This window comes from Tatumella citrea (assembly GCF_002163585.1).
In the GTDB taxonomy this organism is placed as follows: Bacteria; Pseudomonadota; Gammaproteobacteria; order Enterobacterales; family Enterobacteriaceae; genus Tatumella; species Tatumella citrea.
In genome coordinates this window covers 666,612-688,395 of record NZ_CP015579.1, presented here as the reverse complement: position 1 = coordinate 688,395, position 21,784 = coordinate 666,612, and the positions used below count along the sequence as shown (strand labels likewise).

Here is a 21,784-nt window from a genome sequence, read left to right as displayed (position 1 = left end):
TTTCACGTGATCCTGAGCAGAAGGCACGTTCAGCCAACTTAAGATGCCATCTTACTCTGCTAGAATCGCTGATTATTTTTTGGCTCCCGACAGCACCATTTTATGCAATTTCGCTGCAATACAAGGAATGCAAATGAAAAAATTGCTCCCCATTTTTATTAGCCTGAGTCTTGCCGGCTTCTCTCAGCTTAGCCAGGCCGAAGATTTACTTCAGGTTTACCAACAGGCCAGGGCTACTAACCCGGACCTGCGCAGTGCTGCTGCCGACCGTGATGCCGCATTTGAGAAAATCAATGAATCACGCAGCCCGTTATTACCTCAGTTAGGTTTGGGCGGCGATTACGCTTTCAATAGCGGGTACCGTGATGGTAGCGGGCTGCACTCTAATGCAGTCAGCGCATCACTGCAGTTAACTCAGACTATTTTTGATATGTCGAAATGGCGTGCGTTAACACTTCAGGAAAAAACGGCAGGAATTCAGGACGTAACATACCAGGTCGCTCAACAGGATCTGATACTGAATACCGCAACAGCCTATTTTAATGTTCTGAATGCAATTGATACACTTTCATATACCGAAGCACAAAAACAGTCCATCTATCGTGAATTAGACCAGACAACCCAACGTTTCAATGTTGGCCTGGTAGCGATTACGGATGTACAGAACGCCAGAGCGCAATATGACTCCGTACTGGCCAGTGAAGTCACCGCCCGTAATAACCTCGACAATATGATGGAAGCATTGCGTCAGGTGACCGGAAATGATTATAACGCACTGGCTTCATTGAATGTTTCTGTGTTCAGAACCCAGCGTCCTGAAGCGATTAATGCGCTTCTTAAAGAAGCAGATAATCACAATCTGACCTTATTATCAGCTCGTCTGACCCAGGATTTAGCCCGTGAGGAGATTAAATCTGCAGAAGCCGGACATATGCCAACACTGGGCCTGACGGCCTCTACCAGTCTGTCAAATACCCGTTATGGCGGCAGATATGCCAATACAACCAGCTCTAATGATAACAATATTACCGGCACCAATCAGATTGGCCTGAGCTTGTCCATTCCGTTGTATAGCGGCGGCTCTGTGACCTCTCAGGTAAAACAGGCGGAATATAATTTTGCCGGAGCTGGCGAAAAGCTGGAATCCGCACACCGCTCTGCTATTCAGACCGTACGTTCTTCATTTAACAACGTTAATGCGTCTATCAGCAGTATCAACGCTTACAAACAGGCGGTAGTTTCTGCGCAAAGTTCACTGGATGCCATGGAAGCTGGCTATCAGGTGGGTACCCGTACAATCGTTGACGTACTGGATGCAACTACCACCCTGTATAATGCCAAGCAGCAGCTTTCTGATGCCCGTTACAGCTACATGATCAACCAGCTGAATATTAAATACGCGCTGGGTACGCTGAATGAACAGGACCTGGCAGTACTGAACTCACAGTTAGGTAAGCCAGTACCAACGTCACCCGATATAGTGGCCCCGGAAAACCCGCAACAGGAAGCTTATGCCGATGGTTCTGATACCCCGGCAAAAGCCACACCGGCAGCAGCACGAAAACCTCGTGCTACGCGCCATAGCGGAAATCCTTTCAGTCAGTAATATAAATTTGCCGGGGAATGACCTCCCCGGCAAATGTATGTATAACAACGTAAAGATCCGCACCCGCCAGGCCCTGTCGCTTCATTTTTAACCGTCCTTCCCCTATTCTTATCCCTGACCTTTGGGCTATGGAAAAATAAAATGAAACGGACAAAAAATATCCGTCATGCTGCTTTTCGAAAAAGCTGGCAGGCACGCCATCTGACGCCGGTTGCAGTTGCCATTTCGGCAGTTGTACTGCTGAGTGGTTGCGAACAAAAAGATGAAAAAGTCGCGATGTATATGAATGCCGATCAGTGTAGTTCGGCAAACCCCGGCCATGAAGCTCAATGCAGCGTGGCTTACAATAATGCAGTCAAAGAAGCAGCACGGACGGCACCTAAATATGCCAGCCGTGAAGATTGTGTAGCCGAATTCGGTGAAAATCAGTGCCAGCCAGCTCCGGCTCAGGCATCCACTGCAGCCGAACCACAGCAAAGTGGCAGCTTCTGGATGCCGTTAATGGCAGGTTATATGATGGGCCGTATGATGGGTGGAGGCATGGCTCAGCCGCTGTTTACCCCGCGTAATCCGGCCAGCCCGGCGAATGGCCAGTTTGTCGATGCTTCCGGCAAATCTTATGGTCCGGCCGCCGCCGGCCGAACGGCCACAGTACCGAAAAGTGCCATGGCACCAAAACCTGCAACAACCAGCACTATCACCCGTGGTGGATTTGGTGAGTCGGTGGCTCGACAGAACAGTATGCAACGGCAAAGTGCCGGGCCAGCAAGCCGTAGCACTTCCCGCTCATTCGGGGGCTAAGCCAGATTATGCAACGAATTACCATTGCAGAACGACCTGACTGGCGCCGTAAAGCTGAAGAGTATGGTTTTAATTTTCACACTATGTATGGCGAGCCTTACTGGAGTGAAGAAGCCTGTTATCAGTTTAGCCTGTCCCAGATTGAATATCTGGAAAGTGTCACAGCCGAACTGCATCAGATGTGCCTGCAGGCCGTGGAAAAAGTGGTTGGCAGTGAGCAGCTACTGGATAAATTCCGCATTCCAAAACATGTCAGGGAATTTGTGATCAGCTCATGGCATAGCCGTCAGCCATCGCTTTATTCACGACTCGATCTGGCGTGGAGTGGCAGCGGTGACGCGAAACTGCTGGAAAATAATGCCGATACTCCTACCTCATTGTATGAAGCGGCATTTTTTCAGTGGATCTGGCTGGAAGATCAGTCAGCCGCCGGGCTGTTGCCGGCAGGCAGTGATCAGTTCAACAGTTTGCAGGAAAAACTCATTGAACGGTTCGCTCAGCTGCACCAGCAATCCGGGATCAATTACCTGCATATGAGTTGCTGTCGTGATACCAGTGAAGACCGCGCAACGATTCAGTACTTACAGGATTGTGCAACAGAGGCTGGGTTACCGAATGAGTTTTTGTATATCGACGATATCGGGCTGGGTGAAAAGGGCCAGTTCACAGATATGCAGGATCAGGTGATCAGTAATTTGTTTAAACTCTACCCGTGGGAGTTTATGTTCCGTGAATCGTTTTCCATGAAACTGGCTGATGCCGGTGTTCGCTGGCTGGAACCTGCATGGAAAAGCATTATCTCGAATAAAGCTATTCTGCCACTTCTTTGGGAGATGTTTCCCGGGCATCCAAATCTGTTGCCTGCCTGGTTCTGTGAGGATAACCCGCCACTTCCGGAGAAATATGTGGTGAAACCGCTGTTTTCCCGTGAAGGTGCCAATATCCGGATCATCGAACAAGGTCGTGAAATTGCCGAGGCTGACGGTCCTTATGGTGAAGAAGGATCGATTATCCAGCAATACCATCCGTTACCCGTATTCGGGGATAACCATACGGTTATTGGCAGCTGGCTGATTGATGACCAGCCTGCAGGTATTGGTCTGCGTGAAGATAAACAGCTGATTACTCAGGATCTGTCACGGTTTTATCCGCATTTCTTTACCAGCTAAACCATTTCACAGGGGACAACACTGTTTGCCCCCTGCTATTCCGGCCGTTTATTCCACCAGCACTGACAACATACTTAACGACCCCATTTCAATCCCGTCAATTGGCACTGAAATTTTGTCTTCAGGTGATGCCGCACCCAGCACATACAACAGTGGCAGATAGTGTTCCACAGAAGGATTCGATAATGCGGCCCCGTCGTGCTGCATAAAATTCACTAACGGATGCTGCGCCGGATTACCCTGCCATTGCAGATTTTCCCGGACATAATCATTAAATGATACTGCCCATGGATAGGCTTCATCACCACCACCCCAGCGGGCTTTACGCAGGTTATGCACCACATTACCACTGGCTACAATCATCACTCCCTGCGAGCGTAACGCGGCCAGTTTTTGCCCCAGTGCAAAATGATATTCAGCCGGTTGAGTACCATCAATACTCAACTGAACTACCGGAATTGATGCATCCGGGTACATTTTGATCAATACGCCCCAGGAACCATGATCCAAACCCCAGTTGTGATCCATAATCACTGGCACCGGAGACAATAAATTTGCGACCTGTTCAGCCAGCTCCGGAGATCCTGGTGCATTGTACAATGTGTCAAACAATGCCTGCGGGAATCCACCAAAGTCATGGATGGTACGAGGTTTATCCATCGCGGTCACTGCTGTACCGTGGGTATACCAGTGCGCGGAAATCGCCAGGATGGCTTTTGGCCGTGGTAACTGTTGTCCCAGCGCCTGCCAACATTGTGTATAACGATTATCTTCCAGAACATTCATTGGGCTGCCATGTCCTAAAAACAGAACCGGCATACGTGAACCCGTCATAATTTTTCTCCGCAAAGTCAGATTGCTCATGTGCTACAAAATACTCTTTTCTACAAGGAATACACCCGGCGGATAATGATGATCATATTCAGAGATTTTGAATGATATGCAGAAGGGCTGTGGAAGGTCTGGCTGGCAGGCATAAAAAAAGCTGGCAGACTTGCCAGCTTTTCTAAAAATGATTACAGGTTGTGCTGTATTCAGACAGCCTGACGATTATCGTGCTGCTGGCGCCAGGCGACCAGATCTTCGATAGTGACAACCGGCATATTATGCTGTTTAGCAAACACAATGGCTTCAGGTGCACGTGCCATTGACCCATCATCATTGGTCAGCTCACAGAGTACGCCCATCGATTTAAATCCGGCCAGACGGACCAGATCAACCGTCGCCTCAGTATGTCCACCACGGGTCAGAACACCACCTTCGCGGGCACGCAACGGGAACACATGGCCAGGACGGTTAAGATCAGAAGGCTGGGCATCATCAGCGACAGCAGCGCGCACGGTAGTGATTCGGTCTTTCGCAGACACACCCGTGGTGACTCCCTGAGCGGCTTCGATAGTCACAGTAAAACCGGTGCCGTATGGGCTGGTATTGTTATCAACCATCATCGGTAAATCGAGCTGACGGCGACGCTGTTCGGTCATGCACAGGCAAACGATGCCACTGCCGTGACGAATGGTCAGAGCCATCTGCTCAACAGTCATGGTCTCTGCAGCGAAAATCATATCCGCTTCGTTTTCACGATTTTCGTCATCAAGCACCATCACACCACGATTTTCACGTAGTGCTGCAAATGCACGTTCTACACGCTCTTCAGGCGTGCCAAATTCAGAAAGAAGAGTCTGATTCATGGTAAAAACCCTTTTATGATAAATGTTACCAGAACCAGGGCAGCTTAGGAGGAATGTCAGTAAGACAAAAAATAACGGTCAGAACCGATCAGGTTCACTAATGTATCGTTACCCTCTCCCATCCGGACTCTAACCGTCGGCCCCGGAATTACACCGGATCTGCTGACCTTCAGCCAAAGGCTGAAGCGCTCGCGGGCTTTCAGTGAAAACTGATTTACCGCCGGTGGGGAATTTCGCCCCGCCCTGAGAATAAGCAAAATCACTATATCCCCAAATGTCAGAAACGGCAATCACCTGACCACTAAAAGTTATTATCAGATCCTGCGGTTTAATTTATAGGTTTCCCGTTTCCGGCAGAGGCATTACACTTAACTTATTCAGGGGGCGCCACCGGCAGCACCTCATTCGCTTTCTGGCGACAACTACAGGAATCTGTCATGATTGATACTAAAAAAATTGAACAACTCGCACGTCAGGTACAGGATGCAATGCCACAGGGAATCCGTAACTTAGGTGATGATGTTGAGAAAAAAATTCGTCAGGTACTGCAGGCTCAGCTGGGTCGTATGGATTTAGTCAACCGGGAAGAATTTGATGTTCAGACTCAGGTATTACTGCGTACCCGCGAAAAGCTGACCGCCCTGGAGCAGCGTCTTAACGCCCTGGAAGCTGCGGCTAACCCGGTGACTACCCCAGCCGTAAAACCAGCATCGCCGACAGACAGCGAAGCCTAATCCGGCACTGGCTAACTGCGGGAGCGTACACTCCCGCATGCCTGCTGTTATCAGGAAGAACGGCTTTTGATAGTTTTAATGATATTGGTAGTAGAAATTCCATCTTCAAAATTCAGAATCCGAACTTCCCCGCCATTTGCGACCACTTCTTTACCACCAGCGACCTGCTCAGGCTTATAATCACCGCCTTTCACCAACAGATCCGGCAATATTTCGCTGATCAAACGTTGTGGTGTATCTTCTTCAAACGATACCACCCAGTCCACAGCTTCCAGTGCACCCAGCACAATCATCCGGTTGATTAACGGGTTAACCGGCCGGCTGTCGCCTTTCAGACGTCGGGTGGAAGCATCGCTGTTGACCGCAACTATCAGTCGGTCACCCAACTGACGGGCATTCGCCAGGTAAGAGACATGCCCGGCATGCAAAATATCAAACACACCGTTGGTCATCACTACTTTCTCACCACGGGCACGGGCTTGTTCTACGGCGGCTTTCAGTTGTTGCTCATCCATAACACCGAAACCACTGTCCGGACGGGCGTGAATAGCATTTTCCAGTTCGACCGGGCTGACAGTAGAAGTACCCAGTTTACCAACCACCACTCCGGCTCCCGCATTGGCCAGGAAACAGGCATCTTCCAGAGAACAACCCGCGGCCAACGCAGCTGCCAGCACGCCAATCACTGTGTCACCGGCGCCGGTCACATCATAAACTTCCTGCGCCAGAGTGGGTAAATGCACAGGTTCTTTACCCGGCTGTAGCAGTGTCATTCCGTTTTCTGACCGGGTCACCAGCAGTGCCGACAGATCATAATCAGTGAGCAGTGCCATTCCCCGCTCGACAATATCGTCAACATCACGGCATTTTCCGGCGACGGCTTCAAACTCAGAAAGATTTGGAGTCAGTAGTGTGGCGCCACGATAACGTTCAAAATCGGTGCCTTTCGGATCAATCAGTACCGGAACACCGGCATCACGGGCAATACCAATCAGCGTCTGTACATCAGACAATGCGCCTTTTGCATAATCAGATAACACCACCGCGCCTACATTTCCGACAGTAGCACGCATCTGCTGATTAATCGGTTCTGGATCGATATTTTCAAATCCTTCCTCAAAATCAAGGCGAATAAGCTGCTGATTTCTTGAAAGAATACGTAGTTTAGTAATCGTCGGATGTGTACTGACTTTGACAAAATCACAGCCAACATTCACATTTTCGAGGGTACGGGATAAGGTCTGCGCGGCTTCATCTGCCCCGGTCAGCCCAATCAGCCGTGACGTAGTACCCAGCGCGGCGATATTCATTGCCACGTTGGCAGCACCACCGGGACGTTCTTCGATGGTTTCGACTTTAACCACAGGCACAGGGGCTTCAGGAGATATTCGTTGTGTCGGTCCATACCAGTAACGATCTAACATGACGTCACCAATTACCAATACACCCGCACGGCCAAAATCAGGCAGCGTTACTTTCATTCCAGCGACTCCAGAGCGTGTAAATCAGACTAAAAAATTTTGCCGATAATAACATAAACACTCATCAGGAGTGGTTATCTGTAAACAATGTAGCCGGCTATGCGACACAGCCGGCAAAGTCAATCTCAGTTAAGGCAACAACAGCAGTAAAAAGTTGCCATTATTCAAACAGGTTATTGTTTTTATTCCGCAGGTTGTTCCAGCCAGTGTTGCCAGCTCTGGCTGACAATCTGACGCTGTTGTTCAAAGATTTGCGGATCTACATGGCCAGGTAAAGACTGCAACGCCAGATGGTGCAGAGTATCCCGCAGCGTGACATAGGTAGTCGTCAGCTCTGCGGCTTCCTGGTCCGGCACTATTCCCCCTCCTGCCATAGCTTCAAAAATCCGGACATTATCCGGCCAGCGGGTCAGTGTTGGTTGTTCAGCGGCATAGCGCAGCACCAGATACTGGGCAATAAATTCAATATCCGTAATTCCTCCGCTGTCGGCTTTGATATCCCAGCGTCCTTTATGCTTATTACCCAGGTGCTGACGCATTTTTTCACGCATTTCACGCACTTCGTCCTGCAGTTTCTGCGGCTCTCTCGGCCGGGTAAGAACTTCACGCCGGATATCATTAAAGCGGTTAGCCAGAGCCGGTTCACCAAAGACTACGCGTGCTCTCACCAGAGCCTGATGTTCCCAGGTCCAGGCTTCTTCCAGCTGATACTGACGAAATGCATCACAGGTGCTGACCAGCATTCCGGCAGCTCCGGATGGACGGAGCCTGGCATCTACCTCGTACAAAATACCGGATGCGGTCCGGGTGCTGAATAAATGCATGACCCGTTGAGTCAGCCGCAGATAGAACTGACGACTGTCAATGCTACGCTCTCCATCGGTAACCGAGGTTTCCGGGCTGTCATGTAAAAACACCAGATCTAAATCGGAACTGTAGCCCAGCTCAAGCCCGCCCAGTTTGCCGTACCCGACAACAGCAAAACCACGTTGTTGCTGATCACTCAGGTGAGAAGGCCTGCCATAGCGCGCGACCATCATGTTCCATGCTTGTTGAACGACAGTTTCCAGAATGGCCTCTGCCAGCCAGGTAAGGTGATCACTCACTTTCATCACCGGCAGTGTTCTGGCGAGATCCGCCGCCGCGATTCGCAGATGCTGTGTCAGTTTAAACTGGCGTAATGCTTCCAGCTGTTGCTCTTCATCATCCACCGGAATACGCATCAGATACTGACGCAACTCATCACGATAAGCATCAGTTGCGGTTGGCTGATAAAGTGTTGCCGGATCAAGCAGCTCATCCAGCAACAACGGATGGCGGGCCAGCTGATCGGCTACCATCGGTGAAGCCGCACACAGACGGATCAGGTGGGATAATGCTGCCGGATATTCAGTCAGCAGCTCCAGATAGGTGCTGCGGGTCAGCACTCCGGTCAGTAGCGGTATCAGCCGGTGCAACGTCTCATCCGCCTGCGAACTACCACAAAGCCCGGAAAGCAGGCGTGGCATCAGCTGGTCTAATGCCAGCCGACCCCGTGGCCCGATAGTCCGTCGCGCCACATCATTGCGAAAATCCTGCAATACTCTGAGCAACCGCTGACGCTGTTCATCATTCAGTTCAGGGGTCAGTGGTGCTAATTCTTCTGGCTGATAATCGCCCAGCCAGAGTTCACTGTAATCGCTGAGTTCAGACTGCTCTGCGGCTTCCGGAACATCTTCGCCAATCAGATCATTAAAAATCGTCCTTACCCGTTCCATATGCTCTGCCAGCCGGTCGCTCAGACCTGACCAGCCGTTTTCACCCATTGCCCAGGCCAGGCGTTCACGATGCAGCTCATCAGACGGTAATGTCTGCGTTTGCTCATCATTGATACTCTGCAGCAGGTTCTCCAGACGGCGTAACCAGAGCCAGGCATCCCGTAACTGACTGACCTGCAACGGGGGCAATAAACCCAGTCCGGCAATGGCTTCCAGTGCAGCCAGCCAGGAGCGCTGCTGAAGTGAACGCTCACGTCCCCCCCGGATTAACTGAAACACCTGCACGATAAATTCGCATTCGCGAATTCCGCCGGCACCCAGTTTTATGTTATCTGACAGCCCCCGACGCCGTACCTCACGGGCAATCATGCTCTTCATGGTCCGCAGAGACTGAATAACGCTAAAATCAATATAGCGGCGGTAGATAAACGGCCGCAGCATTTGCTGAAGCTCCTGATAGCCCTGATCATCCTCCGGTCCCATGATGCGCGCTTTGACCATCGCATAACGTTCCCAGTCCCGGCCCTGCTCCTGGTAGTAATCTTCCAGTGCTGCATAGCTCATGACCAGTGGCCCGCTGTCACCAAATGGTCTCAGCCGCATATCGACCCGGTAGACAAAACCATCAGTAGTTTGCTGATCCAGCATTTTTATCAGCCGCTGCCCCATTCGGGTAAAAAACTGAGTATTATCCAGCTCACGCCTTCCGCCACGGGTCACTCCGTTCTCCGGCCAGGCAAAAATCAAATCGATATCAGAGGAAAAATTCAGCTCACGGCCACCAAGCTTGCCCATTCCCAGTATATAGAGTTGCTGTTCCACGCCGTCAGCATTGCACGGAGTCCCCCAGTCAATGCAGCACTGGCGATAACACCAGTCACGGGTCGCAATAATTAATACTTCGGCCAGTTCGCTAAGCTGCAACAAACTGTGTTCTGTGTCTGAAAGGGACAGGCATTGCATCCAGCCAATTCGTACCATCATATAGCGACGGAAATGCCGCAGCGCCTGCATCATTGCAGCCTCACTGTCGGCACCTGCCAGCCACTCCTGCAACCAGCCTGCATACTGTTGCCACTCATCAGGCTGCGGAGGATGTTGCTGTAATTTACTGCGCCATTCCGGCTGTTGTTGCAGGTTTTCGGCAATAAAATCGCTGAATGCCAGCGCTGCAGATTCCGGCTCGCTGAGGGATGCCACAGGCAGCTCAAGCAACTCTGCCATTTTTTGGGTCTGTTCTTTCATTAACAAAGGTAACGGCAACATAAACTTATCCTGTCACATCCAATGAGAAAGCCGGTCCTGCGTCAGTTATTCGCCGATTTTGTGCGCTTCGCTACCGTTAATCCAGAACGGTGCCTGACGGTGCAGCGAACGAATCGTCCACGGCAGATCCTGATAGCGCCCCTGATGGATTTGCTGAAGTACCAGCCACCAGGGTTCCAGCCAGCTGTCCACCGCTACCAGGGGGTACGCGCCACATAACAGACATACCGCCAGCAACTGCTTATGAATACGTTGTGATTTGTCCTGATATTCGGTCGGCTGATTAAATTCGGCAGTGGTCGCTTTGAGTTCTGCAAATACACGGCCCAGCATCACATCACAAAAACGTTTAAACGATCCCTGCAATTTTTTTCTGTGCTTCTCTTCCAGAACTGACTTCCAGGGCTGCTCGGTCAGCCAGTGAGTAAGCGCTAACTGGGTTTCACTCCAGCGGGCAGAGAAACAGAGTTCTTCGGCCGGAGTAGTGGCCATTTCCTGACTCAGCGTCAGCAGTGATTCGCGCAACGAGCCGCTGGCTTTGCGGGGGAGCATGCTACCAAACAAAGTGAACACTTCACGAAGTGCCAGCAGAATCTCAGCAACCCGTGCACCGGCATCGCTGTTGCCTTCCAGCCAAAGCTCTTCATGGTATTGCCATTCATTCAACAACACCGACAACATGGTTTGCAGCCCTTGTTCGCAGTTCAGTTTTTTCTCTGTCTGCAAACGCGGGAACGGTCGGATACTTTTCGGCGGATTACCCTGAGCCAGATGGTAACCTCTGGCCGCTTTACTCAGGCTTCCTGGCCGCAGCCCCCCGTCACTAATTAAATCGAAGGCAAAGGCCATCAACGCCTGGCGTGAGCCCTGCTTTAGCTCCAGTTCCACCTCAAATAACGGCGTCTGTAGCTCCCCGGCAATAACAGCCCCCTGATCAAAAGCCACTTCAATCTCACTGTCTTCGTAACTCACCAGCCACTTTTCACGAACAAAATCAGTCCGGAACAACGGCTGCAACCGCTGTTGCAGTTCCTGAATGTCCGCGCCCTGAGGCCAGACATTTTCAGGCAGCAGACGAATATCCAGCACGTCATTTTGCAGACTGACATTGAATTCAGGGCGCTGATGCAGACCGCCGATAGTCTGACCGCTGGTTTTCAGCGTCATTTCGTACTGTTGATTAATTCCACGGATACGCAATCCCATATCCCAGCGGCGTAACTGGTTATCAGGCGTCTCAAAATAGATGTTGGCCAGTGCCTGTGGCGCAGAGTGTTGATGTGGCCAGCGGTTAAGCCGTTCTGCCAGTTGTGAGGCTGCCTGTGAACTGGCAATGAACTTTAATTCTGTTTCGATGGTCATAGGATCTCTGAATGTCACAATTACTATCAATAAACCGGTAAATTACTCCGTTTCCAGAGTAATCGACTAAAGACGCACTGTCTTTGATTTGTTAGGCTTTAGCATCGCCGAGAACAAGATAGTTCTCATTTATATCTGTCCGGCCCCTCTCCAGACTGTGGCATTAAAATTTACCTATATAATATGCAAAAACGACGTCGAATGAATAAACTTACACGCACTGGTATTTTTCTCCTGGCTTTCAGCAGTATAGCTCCTGTAGTTCATGCAGATACTACCCGCTATATTTCTGATGAGCTTTCCACCTGGGTTCGTAGTGGACCTGGCGACCAGTATCGTCTGGTTGGCAAAGTCAACGCTGGCGATCAGGTCACATTGTTGCAAACTAATCCTGACACCAAATACGGTGAAATTCGCGATTCTGCCGGCAACACCACCTGGATTCCGTTATCACAGCTGAGTGACACTCCCAGCCTGCGTACTCAGGTACCACAACTGCAGCAGCAGGTGAAGCAACTGACCGATAAGCTGGCGAATATCGACAATAGCTGGAATCAGCGAACTGCCGATATGCAGAAGAAAGTGGCTGGCAGTGACAGTGCCATTGATGCGCTGAAACAGGAAAACCAGACCCTGAAAAATTCTCTGATTGTCGCGCAGAAAAAAGTGGCGGCAGCAAATGTTCAGTTGGATGACAAGCAACGAGCGATTATCATGCAGTGGTTTATGTATGGTGGTGGCGTAATGGGCCTGGGCCTGCTGCTTGGATTGTTACTGCCACGGATGATCCCGCGCCGTAAAAGTAATGACCGCTGGATGCGCTGATAACTTCCGGTTTTCTGCGGAATACCGCGCATTCCTGCAGGGTATTTCGTACGCTAAGCTCTGACTTTTCAGCCAGCAGCGGCGAACGGCTAACAGACACAGGAGTTGTGGTGTGAAAACTTATCTGGTCGGTGGTGCCGTCCGTGATGCATTGCTTAATTTACCGGTAAAAGACCGGGACTGGGTCGTAGTAGGTGCGACCCCGGAAGAACTACTTAGCCTTGGATATCAACAGGCCGGACGTGATTTCCCAGTGTTTTTGCACCCTACCAGCCACGAAGAATATGCTCTGGCGCGTACTGAACGTAAAGCCGGGCATGGTTATACCGGATTTACGACTCGCTTTTCCCCTGATGTAACCCTTCCCGAAGATTTACAACGCCGCGATCTGACTATCAATGCGATTGCGCAGGACAGTGACGGTGAAATTATTGACCCCTGGCAGGGACAGCAGGATCTAAAGCTGCGTCTGTTACGCCATGTCTCTCCGGCCTTTGTCGAGGACCCGTTACGCGTTTTACGGGTAGCCCGGTTTGCGGCCCGCTTTTCCGGACTGGGATTTCGGGTCGCTGAACCCACGCTGGAATTGATGAAACAATTGTCCGCAAGTGGTGAATTACAGCATCTGACCGCCGAACGAGTATGGAAGGAGACCGAAAAAGCGTTAGCGACGGACCACCCTGAGTTCTTCTTTCAGGTACTGCGGGAATGTAATGCACTGAAGATACTGTTTCCCGAACTGGATGACCTGTTTGGCGTGCCAGCCCCGGCCAAATGGCATCCGGAAATTGATACCGGCATTCATAGTCTGATGACACTGTCGATGGCTGCACGGTTGACCGAAGACACTGCAATTCGTTTTGCCGCTCTGTTCCATGATGCCGGTAAGGCCATGACCCCGAAAGAAGTCTGGCCTTCTCATCCCGGGCATGGTGCTGCGGGGCTGCCACTGGTCAACGCACTGTGCCAGCGACTAAAAGTCCCGAATCATGTGCGTGAACTTGCCCTGGTGATTACCGAATTTCATGATGTCATCCACACTATCCAGCGTCAGCCGCCGGAGAAAGTGATCCATCTGTTTGACAGTATTGATGTCTGGCGCAGGCCGGAACGTCTTACACAACTCACTATTGCCAGTGAAGCTGATGCCCGTGGCCGTGAGGGATTAACAGAACAGCCCTATCCCCAGGCTGCCTTTACCCTGGGGTTGTACCAGACTGCTGCAGCGGTTCCTGTCTCTGAGGTTATTCGTGACGGATTCAGTGGGCCGCATATCCGTACTGAACTGACCCGTCGCCGGATTGCCGCACTTCAGACGACCCACCCACAACCCGCCTGAAAAAAGCATAAAAAAAGGCCGGTAACGAATACCGGCCATATTTTTAGTGTACAAACACTCAGGCAAAGATCATGTACACCACTACCGCCAGGATAAAGCGATAGATAGCGAACGGGATAAACGAAATCCGCTTAATTAGTTCCAGGAACGTTTTAATCGCAATCAGTGCCACAATAAACGCCATGATAAAACCGACAGCAAACATCGGAATATCGCTGGCGGTCAGGAAGTTGAGGCTCTTATATAAATCCAGAGCTGTCGCACCAATCATCATCGGAACTGCCAGCAGGAAAGAGTACTCAGAAGCTGCATAACGGCTAACGCCCATCAGCATCCCGCCGGAGATAGTCGCACCGGAGCGAGAGAACCCCGGCCATAGCGCCAGACACTGGAAGCAACCAATCATAAACGCCTGACGGTAGCTGATATCATCCAGACCCACCGATTTTGGCTGTTTAGGTTTAAAGAACTCTGCCAGCAACAACAAAATGCCTCCCGCGACCAGTGCATACATCACATTGATCGGAGTAAACAGTGTCTTGATGCGATCATGCAGAATAAGCCCCAGCACCACGGCCGGAATCATCCCCAGAATAATATGGATCAGTGTCAGATGTCCCTGCCCTGTACCTTCATGCGGGACTTTCCCGAAATGAATGCCTATCAGGCCAAACAGCCTGCGCCAGAACATCACCACCACTGCAAGGATAGATCCCAGTTGAATGACAACTTCGAAAGTTTCTGCAGTTTGATCCTCAAACCCCAGTAAATGGCCAACGATAATCATGTGGCCGGTAGATGAAACGGGTAAGAACTCCGTTAACCCTTCAACAATGCCCAAAATGGCTGCAATAAACAGGTGGTGCAAGTCTGCCATCAAAAAATCCTCTTCAATCCATCCCAATCAACACAACACCTGACAGCCATCTTTGCTGACGGCTTTAAATAAACAGCTATGTGAAGTTACTCTGAACAGTGTCAGAACCACGGAAACCCTGCTTAAGACAAAGGCTTCTGCGGTATATGACACTCAATACTCTGATTGGGTTTCAGTTTGATGGCAATTAATTAATATATGTTACGGATTATTTAGGAATAATTCCTCTCTCGATACGGACTCCGACCTGGGTTGCCTGCGCAACTGCGCCAGGTTTGCTCACCTTAATCCGCACCCCGGGTAAGCCAAAACGTTGCATCAGTAATTCTGCTACTTCTTCGGCTACCCGCTCGACCAGAGCAAAACGCTGCCCCTGTAAATGCTGTAATACCGCTTCAGAGACATCTGCATAGCTTAGACAATCAGCCACATCATCACTTTTCGCCGCTTTGCGGTTATCCCAGGCCATTTCAATATCCAGTAATAATTTTTGCTGAATAGTCTGTTCCCAGTCATACGCGCCAATGGTGGTAAATACTGTCAGCTGTTCAATAAAGACAAGATCCATCGTGATACTCTCTGTGTTTTTACGGTTATCAGATACCACTTCCGCTGCTTTATGCGTATTATCCAGACAGCAACCAAAACAACGGACAGGTATGGGAAGTATTATGACAGTAATCGCTGCAGGTATGATCCTTTTTGCGTATCTTTGCGGTTCCGTTTCCGGAGCAATTCTGTTGTGCAAATTCTGCGGATATCCCGATCCCCGTACTCAGGGTTCCGGTAATCCTGGCGCGACCAATATTTTGCGGGTGGGCGGCAAACTGGCTGCAGTTGCGGTGCTGTTATTTGATGTCATAAAAGGCATGCTGCCGGTCTGGCTGGCGTGGGAGTTACACGTCTCCCCGTTCTTCCTGGGTCTGACGGCAATTGCGGCCTGCCTCGGTCATATCTATCCGGTATTTTTTGGTTTTCGTGGCGGTAAAGGCGTAGCGACTGCACTGGGATCAATTGCCCCGATTGGCTGGGATTTGACAGGGCTGATGATGGGGACGTGGATTCTGACGGTGCTGCTCAGCGGTTACTCGTCGCTGGGAGCGATTATCAGCGCATTAATCGCACCATTCTATGTCTGGTGGTTTAAACCGCAGTTTACCTTTCCGGTTTCTATGCTTTCCTGCCTGATTCTGCTTCGCCACCACGACAATATTCAGCGTTTATGGCGGGGTATGGAACCCCGCCTGTGGAAACGCAAAACTAAAAAGCGCCCTTCAGAAAGCGGAGAACAGTAGTTCTCTGACCCGCTGAAATTTCTCAGATTAAGGTGTTAACGGCGGCAGCTCCGCTAATGGCCAACGTGGCCGTACCGTAATCCCCAGATCGCTGTGGGTTCCCCCTTTCAGGCGCACCATTCCGGCATAAGCTATCATGGCACCGTTGTCGGTACAGAATGCAGGTCTGGCATAAAATACTTCTCCACCGCGCTGTTGCATCATCTCTGCCATGCGTTCACGCAATGTTTTGTTAGCACTCACTCCTCCGGCAATCACCAGCTTTTTAAAGCCTGTCTGCTGAAGTGCGCGCTTACATTTAATCATCAGGGTATCTACCACTGCATCTTCAAATGCCCTCGCAATATCTGCTTTGGTCTGAGCATCATCGTCATGGTTGCGGATGGTATTCGCGGCAAAGGTTTTCAGGCCGGAGAAGCTGAAGTCCAGGCCTGGCCTGTCAGTCATTGGGCGTGGAAAGGTAAAACGACCGGCAGTGCCCTCTGCAGCCATTTTCGAAAGCAGCGGTCCACCTGGATAATCCAGCCCCAGTAATTTAGCTGTTTTATCAAAAGCTTCACCGGCAGCATCATCAATCGACTCACCGAGTAGCTCATATTCGCCAATGCCGGTGACACTGATAAGCTGGGTATGGCCCCCTGAAACCAGCAGAGCAACAAACGGAAATTCCGGCGGGTTATCTTCCAGCATAGGAGCCAGCAGATGGCCTTCCATATGATGAACGGGGATAGCCGGCACCTGCCAGGCAAACGCCAGAGAGCGACCAACAGTGGCTCCGACCATTAATGCCCCAACCAGTCCGGGACCGGCAGTGTAGGCCACGGCATCAATATCTGCAGCCGTCAGCCCGGCTTCTGCCATCGCCGCCTGAATGAGCGGTACGGTTTTACGGACATGGTCGCGCGATGCCAGTTCCGGCACCACACCGCCATAATCGGCGTGTAAACTCACCTGGCTATAAAGCTGATTAGCCAACAGACCGGATTCATCGTCATAAATTGCAATTCCGGTTTCATCGCAAGACGTTTCAATACCCAAAACTCGCATCACACTCACCTCTGATTTCGCCGCAGGAGTGTACCACAGCTAACAATTCTGGCCTACGCTGCACTATTTCATTAAAAAGATTTTTTACCGGCCAAAGAATAGGCTATACTCCGCGGTCTGAAAAAACCGGCAACCACAGTGCTGCAAAGCGCTTTGTTGGTTTGAAATTGTTCATGGTGCTTTACAAGCCAGCTGCCGCTGGAGTAAAATACTGCACCATTTTGAAATAAGCTGGCGCTGCAGCCAGCTGCACAAATCGAATTTATCGAGGTGAGAGTTACATGCCGGTAATTAAAGTACGTGAAAACGAGCCTTTCGACGTAGCACTGCGTCGCTTCAAGCGTTCCTGTGAAAAAGCAGGCGTTCTGGCTGAAGTCCGTCGTCGTGAGTTTTATGAAAAACCAACGACCGAACGTAAGCGCGCTAAAGCGTCTGCTGTTAAGCGTCATGCCAAGAAACTGGCTCGCGAAAACGCACGCCGCACTCGTCTGTACTAATTTGTCCGGGAGTTCGCTCCCATGCGTGTTACACGCAGACTGAGTAAAGTGAAAGGCCGTGCTTTCCGAAAGGAAGCGCGGCTTGTTGTCGTTTATGAGTTAAAGAACCGGAGTCTATGGCTGGGAAAATACCGCGTATATTTATCAATGACTTGCTTGCCCGCACAGACATCGTGGATCTTATTGATGCCCGCGTGAAGCTGAAAAAGCAAGGCAAGAATTATCACGCCTGTTGCCCTTTCCATAACGAAAAAACCCCGTCCTTTACTGTCAACGGTGACAAACAGTTTTACCACTGCTTTGGCTGTGGTGCTCATGGTAACGCTATTGATTTTCTGATGAATTTCGACCGTCTGGAATTTGTCGAAACCATCGAAGAACTGGCCACCATGAACGGACTGGAAGTTCCCTACGAAAGCGGTAGCGGTGACACCCCAATGGAGCGACATCAGCGACAAAGTCTTTATCAGCTGATGGACGGTCTGAATCAGTTTTACCAGTCCTCTTTATCACAACCTCAGGCAGAGCCTGCACGGCGCTATCTGCAAAGTCGCGGACTCAGCCAGCAGGTGATTGAACACTTTGCGATGGGGTTTGCCCCTCCGGGTTGGGACAACGCATTAAAGCGTTTTGGCAAACATCAGGAAGATAAACACTCACTGACAGAAGCCGGGATGCTGGTCACCAATGATAATGGTCGCAGTTATGACCGTTTTCGTGACCGGGTTATGTTCCCCATCCGCGATAAACGCGGCAGAGTGATTGGTTTTGGTGGTCGGGTTCTGGGCAATGATACGCCCAAATACCTTAACTCACCTGAGACCTCAATTTTTCATAAAGGCCGACAGTTGTACGGGCTTTATGAAGTCACACAGATCCATAGCCAGCCTGCCAGACTGTTAGTGGTTGAAGGCTATATGGATGTGGTGGCACTGGCGCAGTTTGGCATTGATTATGCAGTTGCATCTCTGGGGACTTCAACCACCAGTGAACATATACAGCTGCTGTTCAGAAATACCGATACCGTGATCTGCTGTTATGACGGTGACCGGGCGGGACGAGATGCCGCATGGCGCGCTCTGGAAACCGCCCTGCCCTACATTACAGACGGTCGTCAGTTGCGTTTTATGTTTCTGCCGGACGGTGAAGACCCGGATACGCTGGTGCGTAAAGAAGGCAAACAGGCGTTTGAACAACGAATGGAACAGGCTGTTCCGTTGTCAGACTTCCTGTTCGACAATTTACTCCCTCAGGTTGACCTGAGTACCCGCGACGGAAAAGCGCGTTTAAGCACCCTGGCACTGCCGCTGATTAGTCAGATCCCGGGGGAAACGCTGCGGATTTATCTGCGTCAGGTGCTGGGCAGTAAACTGGGTATTCTGGACGACAACCAGTTGGAGAAACTGTTGCCAGCGCGGGCAGAAAACAAACCGGTGAACGTCACTCCGGTGATGAAAAAAACCACCATGCGAATTCTGGTGGCGTTGCTGTTACAGAATCCGGCACTGGCGGCGAAAGTACCGTCGCTGGAGGGGTTAAAAGAGACCGGCATTGCTGGTCTGCCATTGTTTGCTGAGCTGATACAACGCTGCAATGAGCAACCCGGATTAACCACAGGCCAGTTGCTGGAAAGCTATCGTGATACTAAAACTGCGCAGTCCCTTGAAACTCTGGCTGTGTGGAACCACATGATAGTAGATGATGAAGTTGAGGCTGTGTTTAATGACTCACTGACCAGCATTTATAACACAGCACTGGAACAGCGACTGGAATGGCTGATAGCCCGCGATCGCACGCAGGGCCTGAACAGTGACGAGCGACGTGAACTACAATCGTTACTGACGGCACTGGCAAAAAAATAGAGTGTTGGTTAACCAGCTGTTAACACGCTAACCTGCAACTGAATGTAAATTCTGCTGTAAAAACCACCGGTTTCTACAGAGTTGTCAGGCTTCTTCTATACTGAAGCCTGAATGATGACAAAAAGATTACTCGCGGCTTAATTGCCGATTACTCAGGGCAGATGCCCATTGCTGCGATGAAGGCCGCAGCCAATTAAACGCCTTTAACTGTTATTTGTCGGCTTACCCCGGCAAACACCGATCTCATTAACAGAAGTGTGGATACCGTCTTATGGAGCAAAACCCGCAGTCACAGCTGAAGCTACTTGTCACCCGTGGTAAGGAGCAAGGCTATCTGACCTATGCTGAGGTCAATGACCATCTGCCGGAAGATATTGTCGACTCCGATCAGATTGAAGACATTATTCAGATGATCAACGACATGGGTATTCAGGTGGTTGAAGAAGCCCCTGATGCCGATGATCTGATGCTGAATGAAAACAGTTCCGATACTGATGAAGATGCAGCAGAAGCGGCCGCGCAGGTACTTTCCAGCGTTGAGTCTGAAATTGGCCGGACCACTGACCCTGTACGCATGTATATGCGCGAAATGGGTACTGTAGAACTGCTCACCCGCGAAGGCGAAATTGATATTGCCAAACGTATTGAAGATGGTATTAACCAGGTTCAATGCTCAGTCGCGGAATATCCGGAAGCAATCACTTATCTGCTGGAACAATACGACAGAGTCGAAGCCGGAGAAGCACGGCTTTCCGATATCATTACTGGTTTTGTCGATCCAAATGCTGAAGAAGATCTGGCACCAACGGCAACCAATATCGGGTCAGAGTTATCGGAAGAAGACCGTAACGATGATGACGACGAAGATGAAGATAGTGAAGATGACAACTCAGAAGATGATAACTCTATCGATCCTGAGCTGGCTCGTGAGAAATTCAGTGAATTACGTGCTCAGTACGAAGTCACCCGTACCGTCATCAAAAGCAAAAGCCGCAGCCATGCTGATGCCATTGCCGAAATTCAGAATCTGTCTGAAGTCTTTAAGCAGTTCCGTTTAGTACCTAAGCAGTTTGATTACCTGGTGAACAACATGCGCCAGATGATGGATCGCGTCCGTGCTCAGGAACGCGCCATCATGAAACTGTGTGTTGAAGTGTGCAAGATGCCGAAGAAAAACTTCATCACACTGTTCACTGGTAACGAAACTAACGGCACCTGGTTTAAAGCTGCCCTGGCAATGAAAAAGCCGTGGTCTGAAAAGCTGCTGGAAGTTGAAGATGATGTTGAACGCGGCCTGAACAAACTGGCTCAGGTTGAGGAAGAAACCGGTCTGACCATCGAACAGGTGAAGGACATCAACCGTCGTATGTCTATCGGTGAAGCGAAAGCCCGCCGTGCGAAAAAAGAGATGGTAGAAGCTAACCTGCGTCTGGTGATTTCAATTGCTAAAAAATACACCAACCGTGGCCTGCAGTTCCTGGATCTGATTCAGGAAGGTAACATCGGTCTGATGAAAGCAGTTGATAAATTTGAATACCGTCGCGGTTACAAGTTCTCAACCTATGCTACATGGTGGATTCGTCAGGCAATTACCCGTTCAATTGCAGACCAGGCCAGAACCATTCGTATCCCGGTGCACATGATCGAAACCATCAACAAACTGAACCGTATTTCACGTCAGATGTTGCAGGAAATGGGTCGTGAGCCTTCGCCGGAAGAACTGGCAGAACGGATGCTGATGCCTGAAGATAAAATCCGTAAAGTGCTGAAAATCGCGAAAGAGCCTATTTCGATGGAAACACCGATTGGCGATGACGAAGATTCGCATCTGGGTGATTTTATCGAAGACACCACGCTGGAATTGCCGCTGGATTCAGCAACGTCAGAAAGCCTGCGTTCTGCTACACATGACGTACTGGCTGGCCTGACTGCCCGTGAAGCAAAAGTTCTGCGGATGCGTTTTGGTATCGATATGAACACTGATCATACGCTGGAAGAAGTGGGTAAACAGTTCGACGTAACCCGTGAGCGTATTCGTCAGATTGAAGCCAAAGCACTGCGTAAATTACGTCACCCAAGCCGCTCGGAAGTTCTGCGTAGCTTCCTGGATGACTAACCGGCAGTCTGCCGGATAATCCCGGCATCACTTGCTTAGCGAAAACCTCATCATTCTGA

Annotated in this window: 18 protein-coding genes and 1 riboswitch; of the genes, 10 read left to right on the top strand and 8 right to left on the bottom strand. The window is 50.4% G+C overall.

The annotated features are described in order from the left end of the window. Positions 1 to 133: 133 nt before the first annotated feature. From tolC to A7K98_RS03295, 3 genes are all read left to right on the top strand, one after another. Positions 134 to 1,606: an outer membrane channel protein TolC gene (gene tolC / locus A7K98_RS03305; RefSeq protein WP_087487289.1), complete on the top strand. Its 1,473-nt coding sequence runs from the start codon at positions 134 to 136 to the stop codon at positions 1,604 to 1,606. A 141-nt stretch (positions 1,607 to 1,747) separates the two neighbouring features. Continuing rightward, positions 1,748 to 2,407, top strand: coding sequence for a DUF1190 family protein (locus A7K98_RS03300; RefSeq protein ID WP_087487288.1), 660 nt, complete (start codon positions 1,748 to 1,750; stop codon positions 2,405 to 2,407). Between the two features lie 8 nt (positions 2,408 to 2,415). Further along, positions 2,416 to 3,576 (top strand): glutathionylspermidine synthase family protein, encoded by a 1,161-nt coding sequence (locus A7K98_RS03295; RefSeq protein WP_087487287.1) that lies wholly within the window; start codon positions 2,416 to 2,418, stop codon positions 3,574 to 3,576. 48 nt (positions 3,577 to 3,624) lie between these two features. On the opposite strand, the gene ygiD is transcribed toward A7K98_RS03295, so the two are convergent. Then, positions 3,625 to 4,410 carry a 4,5-DOPA-extradiol-dioxygenase gene (gene ygiD, locus A7K98_RS03290; RefSeq protein WP_087487286.1) on the bottom strand — a complete coding sequence of 262 codons (786 nt, stop codon included), beginning with the start codon at positions 4,408 to 4,410 and terminating at the stop codon, positions 3,625 to 3,627. A 200-nt stretch (positions 4,411 to 4,610) separates the two neighbouring features. Further along, positions 4,611 to 5,267, bottom strand: coding sequence for a 3,4-dihydroxy-2-butanone-4-phosphate synthase (gene ribB / locus A7K98_RS03285; RefSeq protein WP_087487285.1), 657 nt, complete (start codon positions 5,265 to 5,267; stop codon positions 4,611 to 4,613). A 106-nt stretch (positions 5,268 to 5,373) separates the two neighbouring features. Next, a riboswitch (FMN riboswitch) is annotated at positions 5,374 to 5,522 on the bottom strand. 182 nt (positions 5,523 to 5,704) lie between these two features. Here ribB and ubiK point away from each other — a divergent pair. Then, on the top strand, positions 5,705 to 6,001 hold the full coding sequence (gene ubiK / locus A7K98_RS03280) for a ubiquinone biosynthesis accessory factor UbiK (RefSeq protein WP_087487284.1): 297 nt from the start codon (positions 5,705 to 5,707) through the stop codon (positions 5,999 to 6,001). Positions 6,002 to 6,051: 50 nt separating this feature from the next. On the opposite strand, the gene hldE is transcribed toward ubiK, so the two are convergent. The 3 genes from hldE to A7K98_RS03265 all read right to left on the bottom strand — a co-directional run bounded on the left by hldE (position 6,052) and on the right by A7K98_RS03265 (position 11,867). Next, positions 6,052 to 7,482, bottom strand: a complete 1,431-nt coding sequence (hldE, locus tag A7K98_RS03275) for a bifunctional D-glycero-beta-D-manno-heptose-7-phosphate kinase/D-glycero-beta-D-manno-heptose 1-phosphate adenylyltransferase HldE (protein WP_087487283.1) — start codon at positions 7,480 to 7,482, stop codon at positions 6,052 to 6,054. A 182-nt stretch (positions 7,483 to 7,664) separates the two neighbouring features. After that, positions 7,665 to 10,505: a bifunctional [glutamate--ammonia ligase]-adenylyl-L-tyrosine phosphorylase/[glutamate--ammonia-ligase] adenylyltransferase gene (gene glnE / locus A7K98_RS03270; protein ID WP_087487282.1), complete on the bottom strand. Its 2,841-nt coding sequence runs from the start codon at positions 10,503 to 10,505 to the stop codon at positions 7,665 to 7,667. 45 nt (positions 10,506 to 10,550) lie between these two features. Further along, positions 10,551 to 11,867 (bottom strand): CYTH domain-containing protein, encoded by a 1,317-nt coding sequence (locus tag A7K98_RS03265; RefSeq protein WP_087487281.1) that lies wholly within the window; start codon positions 11,865 to 11,867, stop codon positions 10,551 to 10,553. A gap of 201 nt (positions 11,868 to 12,068) precedes the next feature. On the opposite strand from A7K98_RS03265, the gene A7K98_RS03260 reads away from it, so the two are divergent. Further along, positions 12,069 to 12,692, top strand: coding sequence for a TIGR04211 family SH3 domain-containing protein (locus tag A7K98_RS03260; RefSeq protein ID WP_087487280.1), 624 nt, complete (start codon positions 12,069 to 12,071; stop codon positions 12,690 to 12,692). A gap of 112 nt (positions 12,693 to 12,804) precedes the next feature. Next, positions 12,805 to 14,031 (top strand): multifunctional CCA addition/repair protein, encoded by a 1,227-nt coding sequence (locus tag A7K98_RS03255; RefSeq protein WP_087487279.1) that lies wholly within the window; start codon positions 12,805 to 12,807, stop codon positions 14,029 to 14,031. Between the two features lie 58 nt (positions 14,032 to 14,089). Here A7K98_RS03255 and bacA read toward each other — a convergent pair whose 3' ends face one another. Next, positions 14,090 to 14,908 (bottom strand): undecaprenyl-diphosphate phosphatase, encoded by an 819-nt coding sequence (gene bacA, locus A7K98_RS03250; RefSeq protein WP_087487278.1) that lies wholly within the window; start codon positions 14,906 to 14,908, stop codon positions 14,090 to 14,092. 208 nt (positions 14,909 to 15,116) lie between these two features. Further along, a complete protein-coding gene (folB, locus tag A7K98_RS03245) occupies positions 15,117 to 15,476 on the bottom strand; it encodes a bifunctional dihydroneopterin aldolase/7,8-dihydroneopterin epimerase (RefSeq protein WP_087487277.1) in 360 nt (119 codons plus the stop codon). 103 nt (positions 15,477 to 15,579) lie between these two features. Between folB and plsY the strand changes: the two genes are divergently transcribed. Beyond that, a complete protein-coding gene (gene plsY / locus A7K98_RS03240) occupies positions 15,580 to 16,203 on the top strand; it encodes a glycerol-3-phosphate 1-O-acyltransferase PlsY (protein WP_087490339.1) in 624 nt (207 codons plus the stop codon). 27 nt (positions 16,204 to 16,230) lie between these two features. Here plsY and tsaD read toward each other — a convergent pair whose 3' ends face one another. Further along, positions 16,231 to 17,250: a tRNA (adenosine(37)-N6)-threonylcarbamoyltransferase complex transferase subunit TsaD gene (gene tsaD, locus A7K98_RS03235; RefSeq protein ID WP_087487276.1), complete on the bottom strand. Its 1,020-nt coding sequence runs from the start codon at positions 17,248 to 17,250 to the stop codon at positions 16,231 to 16,233. A 281-nt stretch (positions 17,251 to 17,531) separates the two neighbouring features. On the opposite strand from tsaD, the gene rpsU reads away from it, so the two are divergent. From rpsU to rpoD, 3 genes are all read left to right on the top strand, one after another. After that, positions 17,532 to 17,747 (top strand): 30S ribosomal protein S21, encoded by a 216-nt coding sequence (rpsU, locus tag A7K98_RS03225; protein WP_001144069.1) that lies wholly within the window; start codon positions 17,532 to 17,534, stop codon positions 17,745 to 17,747. 116 nt (positions 17,748 to 17,863) lie between these two features. Further along, positions 17,864 to 19,609, top strand: a complete 1,746-nt coding sequence (gene dnaG / locus A7K98_RS03220) for a DNA primase (protein ID WP_087487275.1) — start codon at positions 17,864 to 17,866, stop codon at positions 19,607 to 19,609. Positions 19,610 to 19,880: 271 nt separating this feature from the next. Next, positions 19,881 to 21,725 (top strand): RNA polymerase sigma factor RpoD, encoded by a 1,845-nt coding sequence (gene rpoD / locus A7K98_RS03215; RefSeq protein WP_087487274.1) that lies wholly within the window; start codon positions 19,881 to 19,883, stop codon positions 21,723 to 21,725. Positions 21,726 to 21,784 lie beyond the last annotated feature (59 nt).

Excerpts from the sequence above, each read along its gene's own strand:
- ribB (WP_087487285.1), bottom strand. The coding sequence starts at position 5,267 with ATGAATCAGACTCTTCTTTCTGAATTTGGCACGCCTGAAGAGCGTGTA.
- plsY (WP_087490339.1), top strand. The coding sequence starts at position 15,580 with ATGACAGTAATCGCTGCAGGTATGATCCTTTTTGCGTATCTTTGCGGT.
- rpoD (WP_087487274.1), top strand. The coding sequence starts at position 19,881 with ATGGAGCAAAACCCGCAGTCACAGCTGAAGCTACTTGTCACCCGTGGT.
- ubiK (WP_087487284.1), top strand. The coding sequence starts at position 5,705 with ATGATTGATACTAAAAAAATTGAACAACTCGCACGTCAGGTACAGGAT.
- dnaG (WP_087487275.1), top strand. The coding sequence starts at position 17,864 with ATGGCTGGGAAAATACCGCGTATATTTATCAATGACTTGCTTGCCCGC.
- A7K98_RS03260 (WP_087487280.1), top strand. The coding sequence starts at position 12,069 with ATGAATAAACTTACACGCACTGGTATTTTTCTCCTGGCTTTCAGCAGT.
- tolC (WP_087487289.1), top strand. The coding sequence starts at position 134 with ATGAAAAAATTGCTCCCCATTTTTATTAGCCTGAGTCTTGCCGGCTTC.
- bacA (WP_087487278.1), bottom strand. The coding sequence starts at position 14,908 with ATGGCAGACTTGCACCACCTGTTTATTGCAGCCATTTTGGGCATTGTT.
- A7K98_RS03295 (WP_087487287.1), top strand. The coding sequence starts at position 2,416 with ATGCAACGAATTACCATTGCAGAACGACCTGACTGGCGCCGTAAAGCT.
- ygiD (WP_087487286.1), bottom strand. The coding sequence starts at position 4,410 with ATGACGGGTTCACGTATGCCGGTTCTGTTTTTAGGACATGGCAGCCCA.
- A7K98_RS03265 (WP_087487281.1), bottom strand. The coding sequence starts at position 11,867 with ATGACCATCGAAACAGAATTAAAGTTCATTGCCAGTTCACAGGCAGCC.
- folB (WP_087487277.1), bottom strand. The coding sequence starts at position 15,476 with ATGGATCTTGTCTTTATTGAACAGCTGACAGTATTTACCACCATTGGC.
- glnE (WP_087487282.1), bottom strand. The coding sequence starts at position 10,505 with ATGTTGCCGTTACCTTTGTTAATGAAAGAACAGACCCAAAAAATGGCA.
- A7K98_RS03300 (WP_087487288.1), top strand. The coding sequence starts at position 1,748 with ATGAAACGGACAAAAAATATCCGTCATGCTGCTTTTCGAAAAAGCTGG.
- tsaD (WP_087487276.1), bottom strand. The coding sequence starts at position 17,250 with ATGCGAGTTTTGGGTATTGAAACGTCTTGCGATGAAACCGGAATTGCA.
- hldE (WP_087487283.1), bottom strand. The coding sequence starts at position 7,482 with ATGAAAGTAACGCTGCCTGATTTTGGCCGTGCGGGTGTATTGGTAATT.
- rpsU (WP_001144069.1), top strand. The coding sequence starts at position 17,532 with ATGCCGGTAATTAAAGTACGTGAAAACGAGCCTTTCGACGTAGCACTG.